Source organism: Elioraea rosea (assembly GCF_007644105.1).
Lineage (GTDB): Bacteria > Pseudomonadota > Alphaproteobacteria > Acetobacterales > Acetobacteraceae > Elioraea_A > Elioraea_A rosea.
In genome coordinates this window covers 107308-126802 of sequence record NZ_VFAC01000006.1, presented here as the reverse complement: position 1 = coordinate 126802, position 19495 = coordinate 107308, and the positions used below count along the sequence as shown (strand labels likewise).

At 70.1% G+C, this 19495-nt stretch carries 15 protein-coding genes; 14 read left to right on the top strand and 1 reads right to left on the bottom strand.

Translation table 11 applies throughout. The features are described 5' to 3' along the window. Nucleotides 1-51 precede the first annotated feature (51 nt). From FIF60_RS06610 to FIF60_RS06600, 3 genes are read left to right on the top strand one after another with little or no spacing between them, the layout of a single operon-like run. Complete coding sequence (locus FIF60_RS06610) at nt 52-804, top strand: SDR family NAD(P)-dependent oxidoreductase (RefSeq protein ID WP_144185097.1); 753 nt, start codon at nt 52-54, stop codon at nt 802-804. Continuing rightward, nucleotides 804-1646, top strand: a complete 843-nt coding sequence (locus FIF60_RS06605; protein ID WP_144185095.1) for an NAD(P)-dependent oxidoreductase — start codon at nt 804-806, stop codon at nt 1644-1646. Before FIF60_RS06610 ends, FIF60_RS06605 begins: the two co-directional genes overlap by 1 nt. Continuing rightward, on the top strand, nt 1639-3186 hold the full coding sequence (locus FIF60_RS06600) for an aldehyde dehydrogenase family protein (RefSeq protein ID WP_239451523.1): 1548 nt from the start codon (nt 1639-1641) through the stop codon (nt 3184-3186). The genes FIF60_RS06605 and FIF60_RS06600 overlap by 8 nt, the downstream gene beginning before the upstream one ends. Here the strand turns inward: FIF60_RS06600 and FIF60_RS06595 are convergent. Next, entirely contained in the window at nt 3183-3812 is a 630-nt protein-coding gene (locus FIF60_RS06595) for a histidine phosphatase family protein (RefSeq protein ID WP_144185093.1), read from the bottom strand. The genes FIF60_RS06600 and FIF60_RS06595 overlap by 4 nt on opposite strands. A 97-nt stretch (nt 3813-3909) precedes the next feature. On the opposite strand from FIF60_RS06595, the gene FIF60_RS06590 reads away from it, so the two are divergent. The 11 genes from FIF60_RS06590 to FIF60_RS06540 all read left to right on the top strand — a co-directional run bounded on the left by FIF60_RS06590 (nt 3910) and on the right by FIF60_RS06540 (nt 19492). Next, on the top strand, nt 3910-5514 hold the full coding sequence (locus tag FIF60_RS06590) for an ABC transporter substrate-binding protein (protein WP_144185091.1): 1605 nt from the start codon (nt 3910-3912) through the stop codon (nt 5512-5514). Between the two features lie 14 nt (nt 5515-5528). Beyond that, nucleotides 5529-7118, top strand: a complete 1590-nt coding sequence (locus FIF60_RS06585; RefSeq protein WP_144185089.1) for an ABC transporter substrate-binding protein — start codon at nt 5529-5531, stop codon at nt 7116-7118. Continuing rightward, on the top strand, nt 7118-8698 hold the full coding sequence (locus tag FIF60_RS06580; protein ID WP_408869789.1) for an ABC transporter substrate-binding protein: 1581 nt from the start codon (nt 7118-7120) through the stop codon (nt 8696-8698). The genes FIF60_RS06585 and FIF60_RS06580 overlap by 1 nt, the downstream gene beginning before the upstream one ends. 18 nt (nt 8699-8716) lie before the next feature. Beyond that, a complete protein-coding gene (locus FIF60_RS06575) occupies nt 8717-10303 on the top strand; it encodes an ABC transporter substrate-binding protein (RefSeq protein WP_144185085.1) in 1587 nt (528 codons plus the stop codon). 208 nt (nt 10304-10511) lie between these two features. Continuing rightward, complete coding sequence (locus FIF60_RS06570; RefSeq protein WP_144185083.1) at nt 10512-12110, top strand: ABC transporter substrate-binding protein; 1599 nt, start codon at nt 10512-10514, stop codon at nt 12108-12110. 147 nt (nt 12111-12257) lie between these two features. After that, nucleotides 12258-13871 (top strand): ABC transporter substrate-binding protein, encoded by a 1614-nt coding sequence (locus FIF60_RS06565; protein WP_144185081.1) that lies wholly within the window; start codon nt 12258-12260, stop codon nt 13869-13871. 24 nt (nt 13872-13895) lie between these two features. Next, nucleotides 13896-15485 (top strand): ABC transporter substrate-binding protein, encoded by a 1590-nt coding sequence (locus FIF60_RS06560; protein ID WP_144185079.1) that lies wholly within the window; start codon nt 13896-13898, stop codon nt 15483-15485. Between the two features lie 57 nt (nt 15486-15542). Continuing rightward, complete coding sequence (locus FIF60_RS06555) at nt 15543-16484, top strand: ABC transporter permease (protein ID WP_144185077.1); 942 nt, start codon at nt 15543-15545, stop codon at nt 16482-16484. Continuing rightward, nucleotides 16481-17380, top strand: a complete 900-nt coding sequence (locus FIF60_RS06550; protein WP_144185075.1) for an ABC transporter permease — start codon at nt 16481-16483, stop codon at nt 17378-17380. Before FIF60_RS06555 ends, FIF60_RS06550 begins: the two co-directional genes overlap by 4 nt. Nucleotides 17381-17390: 10 nt before the next feature. Then, nucleotides 17391-18440, top strand: coding sequence for an ABC transporter ATP-binding protein (locus tag FIF60_RS06545; protein ID WP_144185073.1), 1050 nt, complete (start codon nt 17391-17393; stop codon nt 18438-18440). Then, the gene (locus FIF60_RS06540; RefSeq protein WP_144185071.1) at nt 18437-19492 is read left to right on the top strand and encodes an ABC transporter ATP-binding protein; all 1056 of its coding nucleotides are present in this window, start codon (nt 18437-18439) and stop codon (nt 19490-19492) included. The genes FIF60_RS06545 and FIF60_RS06540 overlap by 4 nt, the downstream gene beginning before the upstream one ends. Nucleotides 19493-19495 lie beyond the last annotated feature (3 nt).

Here is a 19495-nt window from a genome sequence, read left to right as displayed (position 1 = left end):
TGGCGTCTTGGCGAGAAGCGGTTACGGTCCCGCGACCAGAGGAGGACCGGCATGGCGGATGGGCGGCGCGTTGTCCTGATTACGGGCGCGGCAAGCGGCATCGGTGCGGCACTCGCGCGGCGGCTGGCCGCACCATCCGACGCGCTGGTGCTGGCGACGCGCGGCAACGACACGGGGCTGGCTGCCGTCGCCGACGCGGCCCGCGCGAAAGGGTCGGCCGTCGAGACCATCCTTGCCGACCTCACCGACCCGGCCTCCGGGGCGACCCTCGTCTCGGCGGCAATCGCGCGGTTCGGCAGGCTCGACGCCGTCGTCGCCAATGCCGGCTTTGCCGACAGGACCGAGTTCGCCGCCCTCGACGAGGCGGGCTACGCGGGCTCCGCCGCGGCGATCGGGGCGGGGTTCTTCCGCCTTGCCTCCGCCGCCATCCCGCAGCTCGGCCAGGGCGGGCGGATCGTCGCGGTCAGCTCCTTCGTCGCGCATGTGTTCCGCAGGCATGTCCAGGCCTTCCCGGCCTCCGCCGCGGCCAAGGCGTCCGTCGAGGCGATGGTGAAGTCGCTGGCCTACGAGCTCGGTCCGCGCGGGGTGACGGTCAACGCGGTCGCGCCAGGCTTCATCCGCAAGGACCCTGGCTCGCACCGGGCGATGCCGCCCGAGCGCCTCGCAGCGGTGGAGGCGGAGATTCCCCTCGGCCGCGTCGGCGAACCCGATGACGTCGCCGCCGCGATCGCCTTCCTGCTCTCGGCGGAGGCAGGCTACATCACCGGCCAGGTTCTGCATGTGAGCGGGGGGCTCGTCATCTGATGCGCGTTGCTGTGATCGGGCTGGGCGCGATGGGGCTGCCCATGGCGCGGCGGATCCTCGCCGCAGGCCATGACGTGACGGCGTGGGACCTCTCCGTAGCACGCCGCAACGAGGCGCTCGGCATCACGCTTGTCGAGAGGGGGTCGCGCGGGGCGGAGGTGATCGTTCTCAGCCTTCCGCATGACGATGCCGTTCGTGGCGCGGCGGAGACGATCCTCACCTCGGGGCCGGCACCGGGCTGCGTCGTGCTCGACTGCTCCACCGTCGCACCCGAGACGCCGCGCGCGCTGGCTCCGCGCTTCGCCGAAGCGGGGCTTGCCTGGGTCGACGCCCCCGTCTCCGGCGGGCCGGCCGGGGCGGCGGCGGGAACGCTGACCGTGATGGCCGGTGCGGAGCCTGGCGTGCTCGACCGTGCCCGGCCCGTGCTCGATGCGATCGCGGGCAAGGTCGTGCACGTTGGCGGCCCGGGCGCGGGGGCGGTGGCAAAGCTCGTCAACAACCTGCTCGTCGCGGCGCACCTGCTCACCGCAGCCGAGGCGCTTCGGATGGGCGTTCGCGCGGGCGTCGATCTCGAGGCGCTCTTGGCGGTCGTCAACGGCGCTTCGGGCCGGAGTGCTGCGACGGAGGTGAACTTCCCCCGCTGGATCGCCTCCGGCGCGTTCGATTCCGGCTTCACCGCCGGGCTGATGCGGAAGGATCTCCGGCTCGCCGCCGCGCTCGCCGAAGCCCAGGGCGGGGCGGGGCCTGTCTCGCAATCCGTTCTCGCGGCCTGGGCCGAGAGCGCTGTCACCAACGGGGCCGATTTCAACAGGGTGGCGGAGGCGGTGTTTCGCGATGAGTGACGGGGTGATGCGGCCGAGCTCGGCCGAGGCGGCGAGGGCAGCGTTCGACGCGCTGGTGGGCGAGGGGGCGCAGCCGGGGTCCTGGGTCGGCGCAGGCCTCGTCCGCGGGTCCGGCGATCCGGTGACGCTGACCGACCCGGCGACCGGCGAGGCCATCCTCGCCTATCCGGATGCGGGCGAGGGCGTCGCCGCGCGCGCGGCAGAGGCTGCGGGGAAAGGGTTCCGTGCCTGGTCCTCGCTCACCGCCGCAGCGCGTGGCCGCGCGCTCTGGGCCTGGGGTGAGCGTGTCGCCGGGGCCTCCGAGCCGCTCGCCCGGCTCGAGGCATCGGTGTCGGGCAAGCCTGTGCGGGACTGCCTGCGCGAGGTCGCGGCGGTCGCCGACATGCTTCGCTACTGGGCGGGGTGGACCGACAAGCTCGAAGGCCGCGTCATCCCCGTGCCGACGACGCACCACGTCACGGTCCGCCACGAGCCGTATGGCGTGATCCTCGCCATCACGCCGTGGAATGCGCCGCTCTTCACCGCGGGCTGGAACGTCGCGCCCATCCTTGCGGCCGGCAATGCCTGCATCCTGAAGCCCTCGGAGCTCACTCCGCTCACCTCGCTCGCCTTCGCGAAGCTCGCGCTCGAGGCGGGGGTCCCTGAGGGCGTGGTCACGGTCGTCCCCGGCTTCGGCGCGACCACGGGCGCGGCGCTGCTGCGCTGCCCGGAGGTCGCGCAGGTCGTGTTCGTCGGCAGCCCCGAGGGCGGTGCGGCGGTGGGCGCCGCTGCGGCAGCGCGCGGCATCCCGGCTGTGCTCGAGCTCGGCGGCAAGAGCGCCAACATCGTGTTCGAGGATGCCGATCTCTCCCGCGCCGTGCTCGGCGCGCAATCGGCGATCTTCGCCGGCTGCGGGCAGAGCTGCGTCGCGGGCTCCCGCCTTCTCGTGCAGAGGACCGTGCATGAGCGGCTTGTCGCCGAGGTCGCCTCGGGCGCCGCGCGGATCAGGCTCGGCCACCCGCTCGACCCCGACACCGAGATGGGCCCCATCGCCAATGCCAGGCAGCACGCGAAGGTGACGGCGATGGTCGCGCAGGGGCTGGCGGACGGGGCGCGCCTCGCGACCGGCGGCAATGCGCCCGCGGGGTTGCCGCGCGAGGGGTTCTGGCTGTCGCCGACGCTTCTCGCCGATGTCGGCAACAGCATGACGATCGCGCAGGAGGAGGTGTTTGGCCCCGTGCTCGCCGCAATCCCCTTCGACACGGAAGAGGAGGCGATCACGCTCGCCAATGCCACGCGATTTGGCCTCGCTGGAGCGGTGTGGACGCGCGATGTCGGCCGCGCCCATCGTGTGGCGGCTGCGGTACGGGCCGGCACGTTCTGGGTGAACGGCTACCGCACCATCCATGTCTCGGTTCCCTTCGGCGGCTTCGGCGCCTCTGGCCACGGGCGCTCATCCGGCACCGAGGCGCTCGCCGCCTACACGCGCAGCAAGGCGATCTGGGTGGAGACGGCAGCCGACCCGGCGGTAGCCTTCGGCTACGGGCCGGCGAAGGCCTAAGGTACGCGTGCGATCTCTGCCAGCCGCTCGGTCGTCACGCTGCCGCGCCAGCGGAACCCCTCCGGCCCGAGCGGCTCGATCACCGCGATCGCGCCCTCCGGCATGATCGTGTCCGGAAGCTGCGCGCCCACATAGTGCTCGAGCGGTGTTCGGTGGCCGACCAGGACGGTGTTGAGCCGCGGCGGGGGCGGGGTGGCGAGGCGGCGTCGCATCGCCTCGACGATGGCGCGGTAGTCGAGCCCCGAGGCATAGTCGTCCGCCACCAGGTCTGTCACGATCTCGACATTGCCTGCGCCGAAGGCGATCTCTGCCGTGTCGCGCGCCCGCCAGACGGGCCCTGCCAGCACGCGCCCATGCGGCACGGGAAGCGCACGAAATGCCGCGCCGAGGCGGCGGGATTGGGCGCGCCCGGCGGCGTTGATGTTCCTCTGCCCCTCGCGCGGGCCGAGAACGCCGCTGTCGCGGTCGGTCCTCGTCGTGATGGCGTGGCGGATGAAGAGCACCGCCCCGCCCCCGCGCAGGGACGCGGCGAGGGCCTCGGCGCCCGTGTCGACGGGTGGGATGGCCGCCCGCGCGGCGGCAGGCGAGGCGAGGGCGGCGGCGAGCAGGACGCGTCGTCGGATCATCGCAATTCTCCCGGACTGCAGGGGTGTGGACAGCAGGCGCCGCTCCCCGTCATGCTCCCCGCCAAGACGGGGGTTTAAGGATAAGGGAGACAGAGCGATGAAGCGACGCGACTTGCTTGCCGCTGCGGCGGCGGTCACGACCGGGGCGACGCTGGCAACACCGGCACTCTCCCAGCCGGCCTCGGCGCGGGTGCTGCGCTTCGTGCCGCAGGCGAACCTGACGGTGATGGACCCGATCTGGACGACCGCCTACGTCACCCGCAACCATGGGTTCATGGTGTGGGACATGCTCTACGGCCTCGATGCGCAGTACCGCCCGCAGCCGCAGATGGTCGAGGGCCACACCCTCGAGGATGACGACAAGCGCTGGACGTTCACTCTCCGCCAGGGCCTCCGCTTCCATGACGGCGAGCCTGTGCGCTCGGCAGACGTCATCGCCTCGCTGAAGCGCTGGGCGGCGCGCGACGCGTTCGGCGCCAAGATGGCAACCGTGGTGACCGAGATGGTCGCCCTCGACGACAGGCGCGTCCAGATCCGCCTCTCGAAGCCCTTCCCGCTGATGCTCGACGCGCTGGCCAAGCCCACGTCCAACCCGCCCTTCATCATGCCCGAGCGGATCGCTGCGACCGACCCGTTCACCCAGATCCGCCCCGAGCAGATGATCGGTTCAGGTCCGTTCCGGTTCAAGCGCGACGAGTTCAACTCGGGCTCGCTCGTCGTCTACGAGAAGTTCGCCGAGTACCGCCCGCGCGAACAGGGGCAGCCCTCCTTCACCGCCGGGCCGAAGGTCGTCAACTTCGACAGGATCGAGTGGCGCATCATCCCCGATGCCGCGACGGTGGCAGCGGCGCTGCAAGCTGGCGAGATCGACTGGTGGGAGCAGCCGACGGGCGACTACCTCCAGCTGCTCGGGCGCAACCGGAACATCTCCGTCGAGGTGCAGGACGAGCTCGGCCTCGTCGCCGTGCTCCGGCCGAACCACCTGCACGCGCCGATGAGCAACCCGAAGTTCCGCCAGGCGCTGATCCGCGCGGTCAAGCAGTCCGACTACATGCAGGCCGTGATCGGCACCGACCCGAAGCTGCACAGGAAGGGGGTGGGCGCCTTCACGCCAGGCACGCCACTGGCGACCGATGTCGGCATCGCCGATGTGTACAAGGAGGACACAGCGCTCGCGAAGCGGATGATCGCCGAGAGCGGCTACAACAACGAGCGGCTGGTCCTGCTATCCACCACCGACCTGCCGAGCCTCGTCGCGCTCTCGCAGGTCGGCGGCGGCATGTTCCGCGACCTCGGCGTCAACCTCGACACCCAGGCGATGGACTGGGGCTCGGTGGTGCAGAGGCGCGCGAGCAAGGAGCCACTCGACCGTGGCGGTTGGAGCGTGTTCTTCACCTTCTGGGCAGGGCTCGACCACCTGAACCCGGCAAGCCACCACATGCTGCGCGGCCAGGGCGACGCGGGCTTCATCGGCTGGCCGACCTCGGAGCGGCTCGAGCAGCTTCGCGATGCCTGGTTCGAGGCGCCGACGCTCGATGCGCAGAAGGCGATCGCTGCCGACCTGCAGCGCCAGCTCTTCATCGACGTGCCCTACATCCCGCTCGGCCAGTACTTCCAGCCGATCGCCTATCGCCGCAGCCTCGCCGGGCCGATGGCCGCGGGCGGGGTGCCGGTCTTCTGGAACGTCCGGCGCCAGAGCTGAGCGGTGCCGAGCTGATGCGACGACGCCAGTTGTTCCGCGCGGGGGCGGCGCTTGCCGCCTCCGCGTCGTTTCCGGCCCCGGCGATCACGCAGCCCGCGGCCGCGCGCGTCCTGAAGTTCGTTCCGCAGGCGGATGTCACGATCCTCGACCCGATGGTGACCACCGCCTACCCGACGCGGAACCACGGCCACATGGTGTGGGACACGCTGTACGGGCTCGACGAGCACTTCCGCCCGCAGCCGCAGCTCGCCGAGGGCCATGTCGTCGAGGATGACGGCCATCGCTGGACCTTCACCCTCCGCGACGGCCCGACCTTCCATGACGGCGAGAAGGTGCGCGCGGCCGATGCGATGGCCTCGATCGAGCGCTGGATGGCGCGCGACACGCACGGACAGACGCTGAAGGCGCGGCTTGCGGGAATGGAGGTGCTCGACGACAGGCGCTTCGAGATGCGCCTGACGCGCCCCTTCGGCCCGATGCTCGACGCGCTCGCCAAGGCGTCGAGCTACCCCTGCTTCGTGATGCCTGAGCGGCTCGCCCGCACCCCCGCAACGACGGCGATCGCCGAGATCATCGGGTCGGGGCCGTACAGGTTCAGGGCCGATGAGCGCGTCTCCGGCGCGCAGCTCGTCTACGAGCGCTACGACCGCTACGTCCCGCGCGAGGGCATGCCCTCGATGACGGCGGGGCCGAAGCTCGCGCATTTCGACCGGATGGAGTGGCGCATCATCCCCGATGCCGGTACGGCCGCTGCGGCGCTGCAGGCAGGCGAGGTGGATTGGTGGGAGCAGGTCGCCAACGATCTCCGCCCCGTCGTCCAGCGCCACCGCGAGGTGGTGGTCGACCGCGTCGACACCTCCGGCATCATGGCGATGATGCGGCCGAACCACCTGCACCCGCCCTTCGACACGCCGGAGCGCCGCCGCGCGCTCTGGCCCGCGATCGCGCAGGCCGACTACATGACCGCAATCATGGGAGCCGACGGGTCGGTCTGGCGCGACGGGGTGGGCTGCTTCCCCGTCGCCTCGCCGATGGCCTCCGACATGGGCATCGAGACCGTCACCGGCGCGAGGAGCCTCGAGGCAGCGAAGGCGGCGCTCGACGCGGCGGGCTATGGCGGCGAGAAGGTGGTGTTCCTTCACCCGACCGATGTCGTGAACAACAACGCGCTGAGCATCGTCGCGGTGGATGCGATGCGACGGGCGGGGCTTGCCGTCGAGCCTGCGCCGTCGGACTGGGGCACCGTGCTCGGCAGGCGGGCGAAGAAGGACCCGCCGGACCAGGGCGGCTGGAACGTCGTCATCGCCCTGTTCGCAGGCGCCGACCTGATGAACCCCGGCGCGCACCTGCTTCTGCGCGGCAATGGCGAGGATGCGTGGTTCGGCTGGCCGACCAGCCCCGAGCTCGAGGCCCTTCGCGAGGAATGGTTCGACGCGCCGGACGCAGAGGCGCAGGCCCTGCTGGGGCGGCGCATCCAGGCGCGCTTCTGGCAGGACGTTCCCTACTGGCCGCTCGGCCAGTACTTCGTGTCCTCCGCCTGGCGGCGCTCGCTCACAGGCGTGCTCAAGGGCATGGTTCTTCCCCTCAACGTCAGGCGCGCATGATCCCTCGTCGTTCCCTCCTCGCGGGCGCAGCGGCGCTCGCGGCACCCAGCGTGGCCCGTGCCCAGGCGACGCGGCCGCTTCGCTTCGTCCCGCACGCGAACCTGTCCGTGGTCGATCCCGTCGCGTCGACCGCCTACATCACGCGCAACCACGGGTTCCTGGTGTGGGACACGCTCTACGCGCTCGATGACGGCTTCCAGCCGCAACCGCAGATGCTCGCCGGCGACCGGGTGGAGGAGGACGGACGGCGCTGGGTGTTCACGCTCCGCGAGGGGTTGCGCTTCCATGACGGCGAACCCGTCCGCGCGGAGGATTGCGTCGCCTCCCTGATGCGCTGGAGCAGGCGCGACGCGATGGGCTCGCGGCTTGCCGCGCTCGCCGAGGAGATACGCGCCCTCGACGACAGGCGCTTCGCGATCCGGCTCCGCGCGCCGTTTCCGCACATGCGCGCAGCACTCGGCAAGCCCGGCAGCCTCGCCCCCTTCATCATGCCGGCGCGGATCGCGGCACGCGATCCGTTCCAGCCCTTCGGCGGGGCGGAAGCGATCGGCTCAGGGCCGTTCCGGTTCCGCGCCGACGAGTGGAACCCAGGCGCGCGCGTGGCCTACGAGCGCTTCGACGGCTACGTGCCGCGCGAGGACGGGGCGGTCTCGTTCCTCGCGGGGCCGAAGCGCGCTTCCGTCGCGCGCATCGAGTGGACGATCATTCCCGACCCGGCGACCGCGGCCGCGGCTCTTCGCGCAGGCGAGGTTGACTGGTGGGAGCGCGTCACGCCCGACCTGCTGGCTTCCCTGAGGCGCGACGCCGCGCTTGCCGTCGAGATCCCCGATCCGCTCGGCTTCATCTCGACGCTCAGGATGAACCACCTGCAGCCGCCCTTCGACAACCCGGCCCTTCGCCGCGCGGTGCTGCCCGCGGTGAACCAGGAAGACTACATGCAGGCGGTCATGGGAACCGATCGTTCCCTTTGGCGAACGGGGGTCGGCGTGTTCACCCCCGGCACGCCGCTCGCGACCGAGGCCGGCATGGACGCACTCCGTTTCGACCTCGAGCGGGCGCGACGCCTGGTCGCGGAGAGCGGCTACAGGGGTGAGCCCGTCGTCGTGCTCACCGCGACCGATGTTCCGGCCCTCGCCGCGCTGTCTGCCGTCGGCATCGACATGCTCCGGCGCATCGGCCTGTCCGTCGAGGAGAAGGCGATGGACTGGGGCAGCGTGGTGCGCAGCCTTGGCTCGCGCGAGCCGGTCTCGCGCGGCGGCTGGAGCGCCTATTTCTCGAACTGGGCAGGGCTCGACCATGTCGACCCCGCCGGCCATCTCGTGCTGCGCGGGCAGGGCGCGCAGGGCTTCATCGGCTGGCCGGACAGCCCGCGCCTCGAGAGGCTGCGCGAGGAATGGTTCGAGGCGGTGGCGCTCGCCGAACAGAAGCTCATTGCGGCGGCGATGCAAGAGCAGGCCTTCGAGGACGTGCCCTACGTCCCGCTCGGACAGTTCTTCCAGCCGATGGCATATCGTCGCACACTGCGCGGCGTCGCCCAGCCGGGGGGCATACCGCGCTTCTGGGGAGTGGAGAGCGCGTAGCGAACAGGGAGGTACGGAATGAAGCGTCGTGACGTTCTGAAGGGTGGTGCCGCGCTGGCGGCAACGGCGGGGCTGTCGGCCCCCGCGGTGTCGCAGGGCGTGGCTGCGAACAGGGTCCTGCGGTTCGTTCCGCAGTCGAACCCCGGCAGCCTCGACCCGGTGTGGACGACCGCCTACGTGACGCGCAATCACGGCCTGCTCGTCTACGACATGCTCTACGGCTCCGACGCCGAACTCAACGTGCACCCGCAGATGGCGGCAGGCCACCAGGAGGAGGATGGCGGGCGGACGGTCGTCATCACCCTGCGCGACGGGCTCAAGTTCCACGACGGCGAGCCCGTGCGGGCGGCCGACTGCGTTGCCTCGATCACCCGCTGGTGGCGGCGCGACCCGATGGGCCAGGCCGCGGCTGCGGCGACGGACGAGGTCACAGCGCTCGACGACAAGCGCATCCGCTTCCGGCTGAAGGCGCCCTATCCTCGCCTGATCCCGACGCTGGCGAAGCCCTCGAACGGGCTATACATCATGCCCGAGCGGGTCGCGAAGACCGATCCGTTCCAGCAGATCACCGACTACACGGGCTCGGGCCCGATGCGCTTCAAGCGCGAGGAATGGATCACCGGCCAGATCCTCGTCTACGAGCGCTTCGCCGACTATGTGCCGGTGAGCAGCGGAACGCCGAGCCTGACGGCTGGGCCGAAGGTCATGAACGTCGACCGCATCGAGTGGCGCATCCTACCCGACCCGGCAACGGCCGCCGCGGCGCTGCAGGCAGGCGAGATCGACTGGTGGGAGCAGCCGCAGGTCGACATCCAGCCGCTGCTCCGCCGCAACCGGAACATCGTGGTCGACGTGCAGGACCCGATCGGGCTGATCTCGGCGCTCCGGTTCAACACGCTTCACCCGCCCTTCGACAACGAAGCGGTTCGCCGTGCGGTGATCGCCGCGGTGAACCAGGAGGACGTGGTCGTCGCCATCAACGGCAACGACCCCGCCGGCTACACGACCGGCGTCGGCTGGTTCACGCCGGGCACGCCGATGGCGAACGAGGCCGGGCTCGATGCGTTCAAGAAGAATATCGCCGCCGCCCGGGAGGCCGTGCGGGCTGCCGGCTATCGCGGCGAGAAGGTGGTCTTCCTCGGGCCCACCGACATCCTCGCGCCGAAGGCGGCGTCCGAGGTGATGGGCGACGTGTTCCGCCAGATCGGCTTCGACACCGACTACCAGGCGATGGACTGGGGAACGGTGCTGCAGCGGCGGTCGAGCAAGCAGCCGCCCGGCCAGGGCGGGTGGAGCGTGCTCTGCACCAGCTTCGCTGGCTACGACTTCCTCGACCCGCTGGTGCACAGCCAGATCCGCGGCCACGGCGACCAGGCCTGGTTCGGCTGGCCGAACGTGCCGAAGCTCGAGGAGCTCCGGAACCGGTGGCTCGCCTCGACCGACCTCGCCGAGCAGAAGCGCATCGCGGCGGAGATCCAGGCGGCGGCCCTGCAGGCTGCGCCCGGCATCCCGCTTGGGCACTACAAGCAGTTCACCGCCTACCGGCGGAACCTGCAGGGCGTGCTCAAGGGTATTCCGGTGTTCTGGAACATCCGCAAGGGCTGAACCGTAACGGATGAGGAAAGGGCAGGGCAGGGTTGCGATAACGGCTTGCGCCGCGCTGCCCTGCCCGTAAAGTGCGCGGTGGGATGGCTTGGGGCCCGAATGCGGGTCCCGGACATGGCGGGGGCGGACCTGGCGGCAAGCCTGGCTGCGCCCGCCGTGCGGGGGCGCCGGTCCTCAGGCCGAAGAAAGGCAGTGGGGGCTGAATACAATGAAACGTCGTGACTTTCTCGCCGGCAGCATCGCGGCGGGTACAGCAGCATTTGCCGCACCGTCGGTGCACGGGCAGGCCTCGGCCACGCGCGTCCTGCGCTTCGTGCCGCAGGCGAACCTTGCCAATCTCGACCCGATCTGGGGCACGCAGTACGTCGTGCGCAACGGCTCGGCGCTGATCTGGGATACGCTCTACGGCGTCGACAGCCAGCTCGAGCCGAAGCGCCAGATGGTCGAGAGCGAGGAGCACTCCGCCGACTTCAAGACCTGGACGTTCCGGCTCCGCCCCGGCCTCAAGTTCCACAACGGCGAGCCGGTCCTGTCCAAGGACGTGGTGCAGAGCCTGATCCGCTGGATGCCGCGCGACCCGCTCGGCCAGCTGATCCGTGCGCGGCTCGATGCGCTCGAGGCCGTCGACGACCGGACGTTCCGGTTCCGCCTCAACCAGCCCTTCACCAAGATGATCTTCGCGCTCGGCAAGAACAACACGCCGATGGCGTTCATCATGCCCGAGGCTGTCGCCAAGACGGACAGCTTCACCCAGATCAAGCCCGAGGAGGTGATCGGCTCCGGCCCGATGCGCTTCAAGCGCGACGAGTGGGTGCCCGGCTCCAAGGCCGTGTTCGAGCGCTTCGCCGACTACCAGCCGCGCGACGAAGCGCCCGACTGGCTCTCCGGCGGCAAGAAGATCAACTTCGACCGGATCGAGTGGAACATCATCCCCGACCCCGCGACGGCCGCCGGCGCGCTGCAGAACGGCGAGGTGGACTGGTGGGAGACCCCGATCCCCGACCTCGTTCCGGTGCTGCGGCGCAACCGCAACATCATGGTCGACATCGCCGACCCGCTCGGCAACATCGGCAGCTTCCGCATCAACCACCTTCACGCCCCGTTCAACGACGTGCGCGTGCGCCGGGCCGTGCAGATGGCGCTGAGCCAGGAGGACTACATGCGCGCCGTCGTCGGCAATGACGAGGCGCTCTGGAAGACGCTGCCGTCGTTCTTCACGCCGGGCACGCCGGCCTACACGGAAGTCGGCGGCGACGTGCTGAAGGGACCGCGCAACATCGACGGCGCCAAGCGCCTGCTCGCCGAGAGCGGCTACAGCGGCCAGCCGATCACCGTTCTCGTGGCGCAGGACCAGGCGCCGCTGAAGGCGATGGGCGAGGTGACGAACGCGCTCCTCCGCAGCCTCGGCATGACCGTCGACTTCGTCGCGACTGACTGGGGCACGGTCGGGCAGCGGCGCGCCTCGAAGGCGCCTCCGGGCCAGGGCGGGTGGCACATCTTCCACACCTGGCACGCCGGCGCCGACTGCATCGCGCCCGCCTCGTACAACGCGGTGCGTGCGAACGGAGACGGCGCGTGGTTCGGCTGGCCGAACAGCCCGGAGGTGGAGGCGGAGATCGACAAGTGGCTGAATGCCGCGACGCCGGCCGATGAGAAGGCCGCGTTCGACGGCATCAACAAGACCGCGATGGAGCACGTCGTCTACATCCCGAACGGCTTCTATCTCGGCTACCAGGCGTGGCGGCGGAACGTCACCGGCATCACCAAGGGTCCGCTGCCGTTCTTCTGGGGCGTGACCAAGAGCTGAGCTCGGACTGGCGGGGCGGCGCGCGTGCGCCGCCCCGTGCTGCCGGCGCAACGATGCCGGCGAGGGGGAGGGGGCTGCGAGGAGGTGCCGGGACTGGCCCGCCGCGCGGCTTCTGCTTTGGGGAACACGAGAGAGGGAGTGCTCGTTATGCGCCGTCGTCAACTTCTTGGAGCCGCCGCCGGCGGCCTCGCCGCCTCGGGCTTCGGAGGCACCGTCAGCGCGCCTGCCGTCGCCCAGGGTGCGGCCGCGCGCACGCTCAGGATCGTGCCGCAGGCGAACCTCACCAGCCTCGACCCGGTGTGGACGACCGCGACGATCACCCGCACGCACTCCTATCTCGTCTACGACACCATCCTCTCCGTCGACGAGAAGTTCGAGGTCAAGCCGCAGGCCGCGGACGGCTGGCAGATTGAGGACGACGGCAAGACCTATGTCTTCACGCTGCGGGAGGGGCAGAAGTTCCACAACGGCGAGCCGGTGCGCGCGCAGGATTGCGTCGCCTCGATCAAGCGCTGGTGGGCGCGCGACGGGTTCGGGCAGGAGATCGCCAAGCGCCTCGACACCATCGAGGCGATCGACGACCGCCGCTTCCGCATCAAGCTGCAGCGGCCCTTCACGCACTTGCTCGCGGCGATCGCCAAGCCCAATGCGAGCCCCTGCTTCATCATGCCAGAGAGCGTCGCGGCGACCGACCCGAACACCCAGATCACCTCCTGGGTCGGTTCCGGGCCGTATCGCTTCATGCGCGACGAGTGGGTGCCCGGCTCGCGCGCCGTGTACATGAGGAACGACGCCTACGTTCCGCGCCAGGAGGAGGTGTCGTGGACGGCCGGCGGCAAGCGCGCGAACGCCGAGCGGATGGAGTGGCACATCATCACCGACCCGGCCACGGCCGGCAACGCGCTGATGAACGGCGAGGTCGACTTCATCGAACTGCCGCTGCATGACCTGCTGCCGCTGTTCCGACGCAACCGCCAGGTCGTCGTCGAGAACCGCGACACGATCGGAACGATCGGCATGATGCGGCTCAACCACCTGCATCCGCCCTTCGACAACCCGGAGATCCGCCAGGCGCTCCTGCTCGCCGTCAACCAGGAGGACTTCCTGCGCGCCGTCGTCGGCGACGAAAGCTCGATGTACAAGACGAGCTACTCCTACTGGTCGCTCGGTGGGCCGATGCACACCGAAGCCGGCTCGGAGGCGCTGCAGGTGCGCAGCATCGAGAAGGCGAAGGAGGCGCTCGCCAAGGCCGGCTACTCCGGCCAGAAGATCGTGCAGTTGCACGCCTCGGACTTCCCGACCATCGCCGCCCAGAGCCAGGTGACGGCCGACCTCATGCGCCGCCTCGGCGTCAACCACGAGTTCGTCGCGACCGATTGGGGCACGGTGGTGCAGCGCCGCGCGAGCCGCGAGCCGGTCGATCGCGGCGGCTGGAACATCTTCCACACGACCTGGGCTGGGCCTGACTGGCTCGACCCGCCGGCGGCTGTGGGCATGCGCGCGGTCGGCACCGGACCGGGCGGCTGGTTCGGCTGGCCTTCGAGCGAGAAGATGGAGGCGCTGCGCGCGGAGTGGTTCGAGGCGCCGAACCTCGCCGAGCAGCAGCGGCTCGCGCGCGAGCTGCAGATCGAGGCGTTCAAGGTGGTGCCGCATGTTCCGCTCGGGCATTTCCTCTCGCCCTCGGCATGGCGGCGCGACGTCACGGGCGTGATCAAGAGCCCGGTCGTGCTGTTCTACAACATGGGCAAGGGCGGCGGCTGAACGGAGGGCGGGAGCGGAGCGGGCATGCGGCGCAGGGCGCTGATCACGGCCGTTGCTGCGGCGGGGCTCGGCCTCGCCGCACCGTCCGTGCACGCGCAAGGTGCCGCGGCCCGCACGCTCCGCTTCGTGCCGCAGGCGGGTCTTTCCAGCATCGACCCGGTCTGGGGCACGCAGTACGTCGTTCGCAACGCCGCGCTGCTCGTGTGGGACATGCTGTACGGCATCGACAGCCAGTTCCGCCCGCAGCCGCAGATGGCCGAGGGCCACGAGACCTCGGCCGACGCCCTGGTGTGGACCATTCGCCTGCGCGAGGGCCTGCGCTTCCACGATGGCGCGCCGGTGCGCGGGGCGGACGTGGTCGCGAGCCTCGAGCGGTGGATGGTGCGCGACCCGATGGGGCAGATGATCCGCGCGCTGAGGCAGGAGCTCTCCGCATCGGATGACCGCACGGTCCGGCTCGTTCTGTCGCGGCCCTATCCGAAGCTCCTCCACGCGCTCGGCAAGCAATCGGCGCCCTGCGCCTTCATCATGCCCGAGCGCCTCGCGCGCACCGACCCGTTCGCCGAGATCGACGAGGCGGTCGGCTCGGGACCGATGCGGTTCCGCGCCGATCTCTGGGACAAGGGGCGGAGCGCGGTGTTCGAGCGCTTCGCCGAGTATGCGCCACGGCAGGAGCAGCCCGACTGGCTCTCGGGCGGCAAGCGCATGGCGCTCGACCGCATCGAGTGGCGCAGCATGGCGGTGCCTGACGAAGCCGCGGCTGCCCTCGATTCAGGCACTGTCGACTGGGTCGAGACCGTGCTTCCCGATCTCGCACCCGGGCTCAGGCGGAACCGTTCCGTCGCGGTCGAGATTGCCGATCCGATGGGTGCGATCGGCGCGATCCGCTTCAACCACCTCTTCCCGCCCTTCGATGACGTGCGCGTCCGCCGCGCCGTCGCCATCGCGGCGGACCAGGGCGACTTCATGCGCGCCGTGGTCGGGGCCGACGACGTGCTCTGGCGGTTCTGCCCGAGCTTCTTCACGCCTGGCACGCCGCTCTACTCCGAAGAGGGGGGCGAGATCCTGAGCGGCCCGCGTGACCTCGAGGGCGCGCGTCGCCTCGTCGTCGCCGCGGGGCAGCAGGGCGCGCCGGTCGTTCTCCTGTCGGCGGACGATGTGGCGCCGCTGAAGGCGATGGCGGACGTGAGCGAGCGCCTGCTCGGCGAGCTCGGCCTCTCCGTCGAGCGGGTTGCGACCGATTGGGGATCGGTGGCGCAGCGCCGTGCCCGCAAGGACCGGCCGGACCAGGGCGGGTGGAACGTGTTCCACACCTGGCACGCGGGCGCGGACTGTGCGACCCCTGCCTCCTACACCGCGCTCCGCACCAACGGGCCGGATGCCTGGTTCGGCTGGCCGAGCAACGCGGGGATCGAGGCGGCGATCGCAGGGTGGTTCGCGGCCGAGGGGGTTGCGGAAGAGCGCGAGGCGGTGGCACGGCTGAACGCCGCCTCGATGGAGTTCATGACATGGGTGCCCAACGGGCTCTTCATGTCGTATCAGGCGTGGCGGCGGAGCGTCAGCGGCGTCGGCAAGGGGCCGATGCCGGTGTTCTGGGGTGTTCAGAAGACATGAGGGTGAGTGGCGTGATCGACATCGGCGCAATCTCGTTGCCGCGGGGCGGCTAGGGCGATGCTCGCGTACATCGCACGGCGCGTTCTGGCCACCATTCCGGTGATGCTGATCGTCGCCTTCTTCGTGTTCTCGCTTCTCTACCTCGCGCCGGGCGATCCCGCCGCCGTGATCGCGGGTGACCAAGCGACGCCGCAGGATGTCGAGCGCATCCGCGCCTCGCTCGGCCTCGACAGGCCCTTCGTGGTGCGCTTCACGGAATGGCTGTGGCGCATCGTCCAGGGCGATCTGGGCGTCTCGATCTTCACCAACCTGCCGGTCAGCCACATGATCGCGCAGCGCATCGAGCCCACGACGAGCCTTATGCTCATCACCATCGTGCTCGCGATCTGCATCGCGGTGCCGATGGGCGTGGTCGCCGCCTGGAAGGCCGGTTCGTGGATCGACCGCGCGGTGATGGCCTTCGCGGTGTTCGGCTTCTCGGTGCCGGTGTTCGTCACCGGCTACGTGCTCGCCTACATCTTCGCGCTCCAGCTCGACTGGCTGCCGGTGCAGGGCTACACGCCGCTGAGCGAGGGCTTCTGGCCGTTCCTCGAGAACCTCATCCTGCCCGCGATCGCGCTCGGGTCCATCTACATCGCGCTGATCGCGCGCATCACCCGCGCGACGATGCTGGAGGTGCTGGCGCAGGACTACATCCGGACAGCCAAGGCCAAGGGCCTTGGCAGCCGGGGAATCTTGTTCCTGCATGCGCTGAAGAACGCCGCGGTGCCGATCTCCACCGTCATCGGGATCGGCATCGCGCTGCTCATCGGCGGCGCGGTGGTGACCGAGAGCGTGTTCGCGATCCCCGGCCTCGGCCGGCTCACCGTCGATGCCATTCTCCGCCGCGACTACCCGGTGATCCAGGGCGTGGTGCTGCTGTTCAGCTTCGTCTACGTGCTGGTGAACCTGGCCATCGATCTCCTCTACACCGTGTTCGACCCGAGGATCCGCTATTGAGCCCCGACACAGCCGTCGCCGCCGCGCCCGCGGCGGTGGATGTGTTCCCCGCTGAGGTGCAGCGGGGACGCGTCCGCACCTTCATCCGCCGGCACCCGACGATCGCGCTGGGCGGCTTCCTCCTGATCCTGATGGTGGTGCTCGCGGTCTTCGCGCCCTTCCTCGGCACGAGCGACCCGCAGGCGCTCGCCCCGGCCCGCCGCGTGCGGCCGCCCTCGGACGTGCACTGGTTCGGCACCGACATGCTCGGCCGCGACGTCTATTCGCGCGTCATCTACGGCGCACGCGTATCGCTGATCGTGGGGCTCTCGGTCGCCATCCTCGCCTCCGCCGCGGGGCTGTTCATCGGCCTCGTGTCGGGGTTCATACGCGTGGTCGATGGCGTGATCATGCGCATCATGGACGGGTTGATGAGCATCCCCTCCATCCTGCTCGCGATCGCCCTGATGGCGCTCACGCGGGGGTCGGTGCAGAACGTGATCATCGCCATCACGGTTGCCGAGATCCCGCGCGTCTCGCGCCTCGTCCGCGGCGTGGTGCTCTCGCTGCGCGAGCAGCCCTATGTCGAGGCCGCGATCGCGGCCGGAACGACGACGCCGCGCATCATCTGGCGCCACATCCTGCCCAACACGCTCGCCCCGCTCACCGTGCAGGCGACCTACATCGCCGCCTCGGCGATGATCACCGAGGCGATCCTGTCCTTCATCGGCGCCGGCACGCCGCCGATCATCCCCTCCTGGGGCAACGTGATGGCGGAGGGCCGAGCCCTGTGGCAGGTCGCGCCGTACATCGTGTTCTTCCCCGCGGTGTTCCTCTCGATCACCGTGCTTGCGGTGAACCTGCTCGGCGACGGTCTGCGCGACGCGCTCGACCCGCGACTTGCGAAGCGGATCTGAGGGGGCATCGATGACCGAGACCGTCCTGAACAAGACGCAGACTGCGGCGAGCAAGGCCGGGCACACCGGCCCGCTGCTGCAGGTCGAGGACCTTCGCACGCATTTCCGCACCATCGACGGAACGGTGCGCGCGGTCGACGGCGTGTCGTTTCACATCGCCGGCGGCGAGACGCTTGCCGTCGTCGGCGAATCCGGCTGCGGCAAGTCCGTCACCTCGATGTCGATCCTGCGCCTGATCCAGGAGCCGCCGGGCAAGATCACCGGCCGCATCCTTTTCCAGGGCACGAACCTTCTCGATCTCAGCGAGAAGGAGATGCGCGCCATCCGCGGCAACGCGATCTCGATGATCTTCCAGGAGCCGATGACCAGCCTCAACCCGGTACTCACCGTCGGGCGGCAGATCGGCGAGACGCTCCGCCTGCACCAGGGGATGGACGAGAAGCAGGCCGAGGCGCGCGCGGTCGAGATGCTCGACCTCGTGCACATCCCCGAGGCGAAGCGGCGGGTGCGCGAGTATCCGCACCAGCTCTCGGGCGGCATGCGCCAGCGCGTGATGATCGCCATGGCGCTCGCCTGCAACCCGCAGCTGCTGATCGCCGACGAACCCACCACCGCTCTCGACGTGACGATCCAGGCGCAGATCCTCGACCTGATGCGCGAGCTCAAGTCGAGGCTCGGTTCGGCCATCCTGCTCGTCACCCACGACCTCGGCGTCGTTGCCGAGATGGCCGAGCGCATCGTCGTGATGTATGCCGGTCGCAAGGTGGAGGAAGCCACGGCGCGCGACCTGTTCGCCCGGCCGCGCCACCCCTACACGCAGGGGCTTCTCGGCGCGGTGCCGCGGCTCGGCTCGTCTCTCGAGGCGAAGGGCAGGTCGCGGCTTTCGGAGATCCCGGGCATCGTGCCGAACCTGAAGAAGCCGATCATCGGCTGCGCCTTCGCCGGCCGCTGCCCAGCCGTGACAGACATCTGCCGTTCCGTCGCCCCGGCCGTCGAGACCAAGGCGCCCGGCCACTTCGCCGCCTGCCACCACGCCCCGCGCGAGGCGGTGGCAGCATGAGCACCGCACCGATGCAGACACAAGCGCCTCCCTCCGGCGCGGCCAGGCGGCCGCTGCTCGAGGTAAACGACCTCAAGAAGCACTTTCCCATCCGCTCGGGGTTCCTCTCCGGCGTCACAGGCTACGTCTACGCGGTCGACGGCGTGTCGTTCTCGATCGACAAGGGCGAGACGCTGTCGCTCGTGGGCGAATCGGGCTGCGGCAAGAGCACGGTCGGCCGCACCGTTCTCCGCCTCATCGAGCCGACATCGGGCCAGGTTCTGCTCGACGGCAAGCGCATCGACGACCTTCCGGCGAGCGAGCTCAGGCCGCTGCGCCGGCGGATGCAGGTGGTGTTCCAGGACCCGTTCTCGTCGTTGAACCCGCGCCTGAAGGTGAAGGACATCCTTGCCGAGCCGATCACCAATTTCGGCCTCGCCTCATCGGCGCGCGACGTCGAGGAGCGCGTGGCGGAGCTGCTCGACAAGGTGCGGCTGCCGCGCGATGCGATGAAGCGCTTCCCGCACGAATTCTCCGGCGGGCAGCGCCAGCGGATCGGCATCGCCCGCGCGCTCGCCCCCGGGGCCGACCTCATCATCTGCGACGAGGCGGTCTCCGCGCTCGACGTGTCGGTGAAGGCGCAGATCGTCAACCTCCTGTCCGACCTGCAGGACGAGCTCGGCCTGTCGCTTCTCTTCATCAGCCACGACCTCGCGATCGTTGAGCACATCACCCATCGCGTCGCGGTCATGTATCTCGGCAAGATCGTCGAGGTGGCGGAGAAGTCGGCGCTGTTCGCGGCACCGAAGCACCCCTACACCGAGGCGCTTCTCTCCGCCGTTCCGCTGCCGGACCCGACCGCCAAGCGCGACCGCATCATCCTGACCGGCGACGTGCCGAGCCCGATCAAGCCGCCACCCGGTTGCCGGTTCCACACGCGCTGCCCGCATGCGTTCGACCGCTGCAGGCAGGAGGAGCCGGCGCTGAAGGCGATCGGCCCGGGCCATCTCTCCGCCTGCCACCTGCACGACGCGGGCGTGATGCGGCCGACGCCTGTGACCCAGGCGGCCTGACCC

Coding starts and splice junctions, on each gene's coding strand:
- FIF60_RS06610 (WP_144185097.1), top strand. CDS start 52: ATGGCGGATGGGCGGCGCGTTGTCCTGATTACGGGCGCGGCAAGCGGC.
- FIF60_RS06605 (WP_144185095.1), top strand. CDS start 804: ATGCGCGTTGCTGTGATCGGGCTGGGCGCGATGGGGCTGCCCATGGCG.
- FIF60_RS06600 (WP_239451523.1), top strand. CDS start 1,639: ATGAGTGACGGGGTGATGCGGCCGAGCTCGGCCGAGGCGGCGAGGGCA.
- FIF60_RS06595 (WP_144185093.1), bottom strand. CDS start 3,812: ATGATCCGACGACGCGTCCTGCTCGCCGCCGCCCTCGCCTCGCCTGCC.
- FIF60_RS06590 (WP_144185091.1), top strand. CDS start 3,910: ATGAAGCGACGCGACTTGCTTGCCGCTGCGGCGGCGGTCACGACCGGG.
- FIF60_RS06585 (WP_144185089.1), top strand. CDS start 5,529: ATGCGACGACGCCAGTTGTTCCGCGCGGGGGCGGCGCTTGCCGCCTCC.
- FIF60_RS06575 (WP_144185085.1), top strand. CDS start 8,717: ATGAAGCGTCGTGACGTTCTGAAGGGTGGTGCCGCGCTGGCGGCAACG.
- FIF60_RS06570 (WP_144185083.1), top strand. CDS start 10,512: ATGAAACGTCGTGACTTTCTCGCCGGCAGCATCGCGGCGGGTACAGCA.
- FIF60_RS06565 (WP_144185081.1), top strand. CDS start 12,258: ATGCGCCGTCGTCAACTTCTTGGAGCCGCCGCCGGCGGCCTCGCCGCC.
- FIF60_RS06560 (WP_144185079.1), top strand. CDS start 13,896: ATGCGGCGCAGGGCGCTGATCACGGCCGTTGCTGCGGCGGGGCTCGGC.
- FIF60_RS06555 (WP_144185077.1), top strand. CDS start 15,543: ATGCTCGCGTACATCGCACGGCGCGTTCTGGCCACCATTCCGGTGATG.
- FIF60_RS06545 (WP_144185073.1), top strand. CDS start 17,391: ATGACCGAGACCGTCCTGAACAAGACGCAGACTGCGGCGAGCAAGGCC.
- FIF60_RS06540 (WP_144185071.1), top strand. CDS start 18,437: ATGAGCACCGCACCGATGCAGACACAAGCGCCTCCCTCCGGCGCGGCC.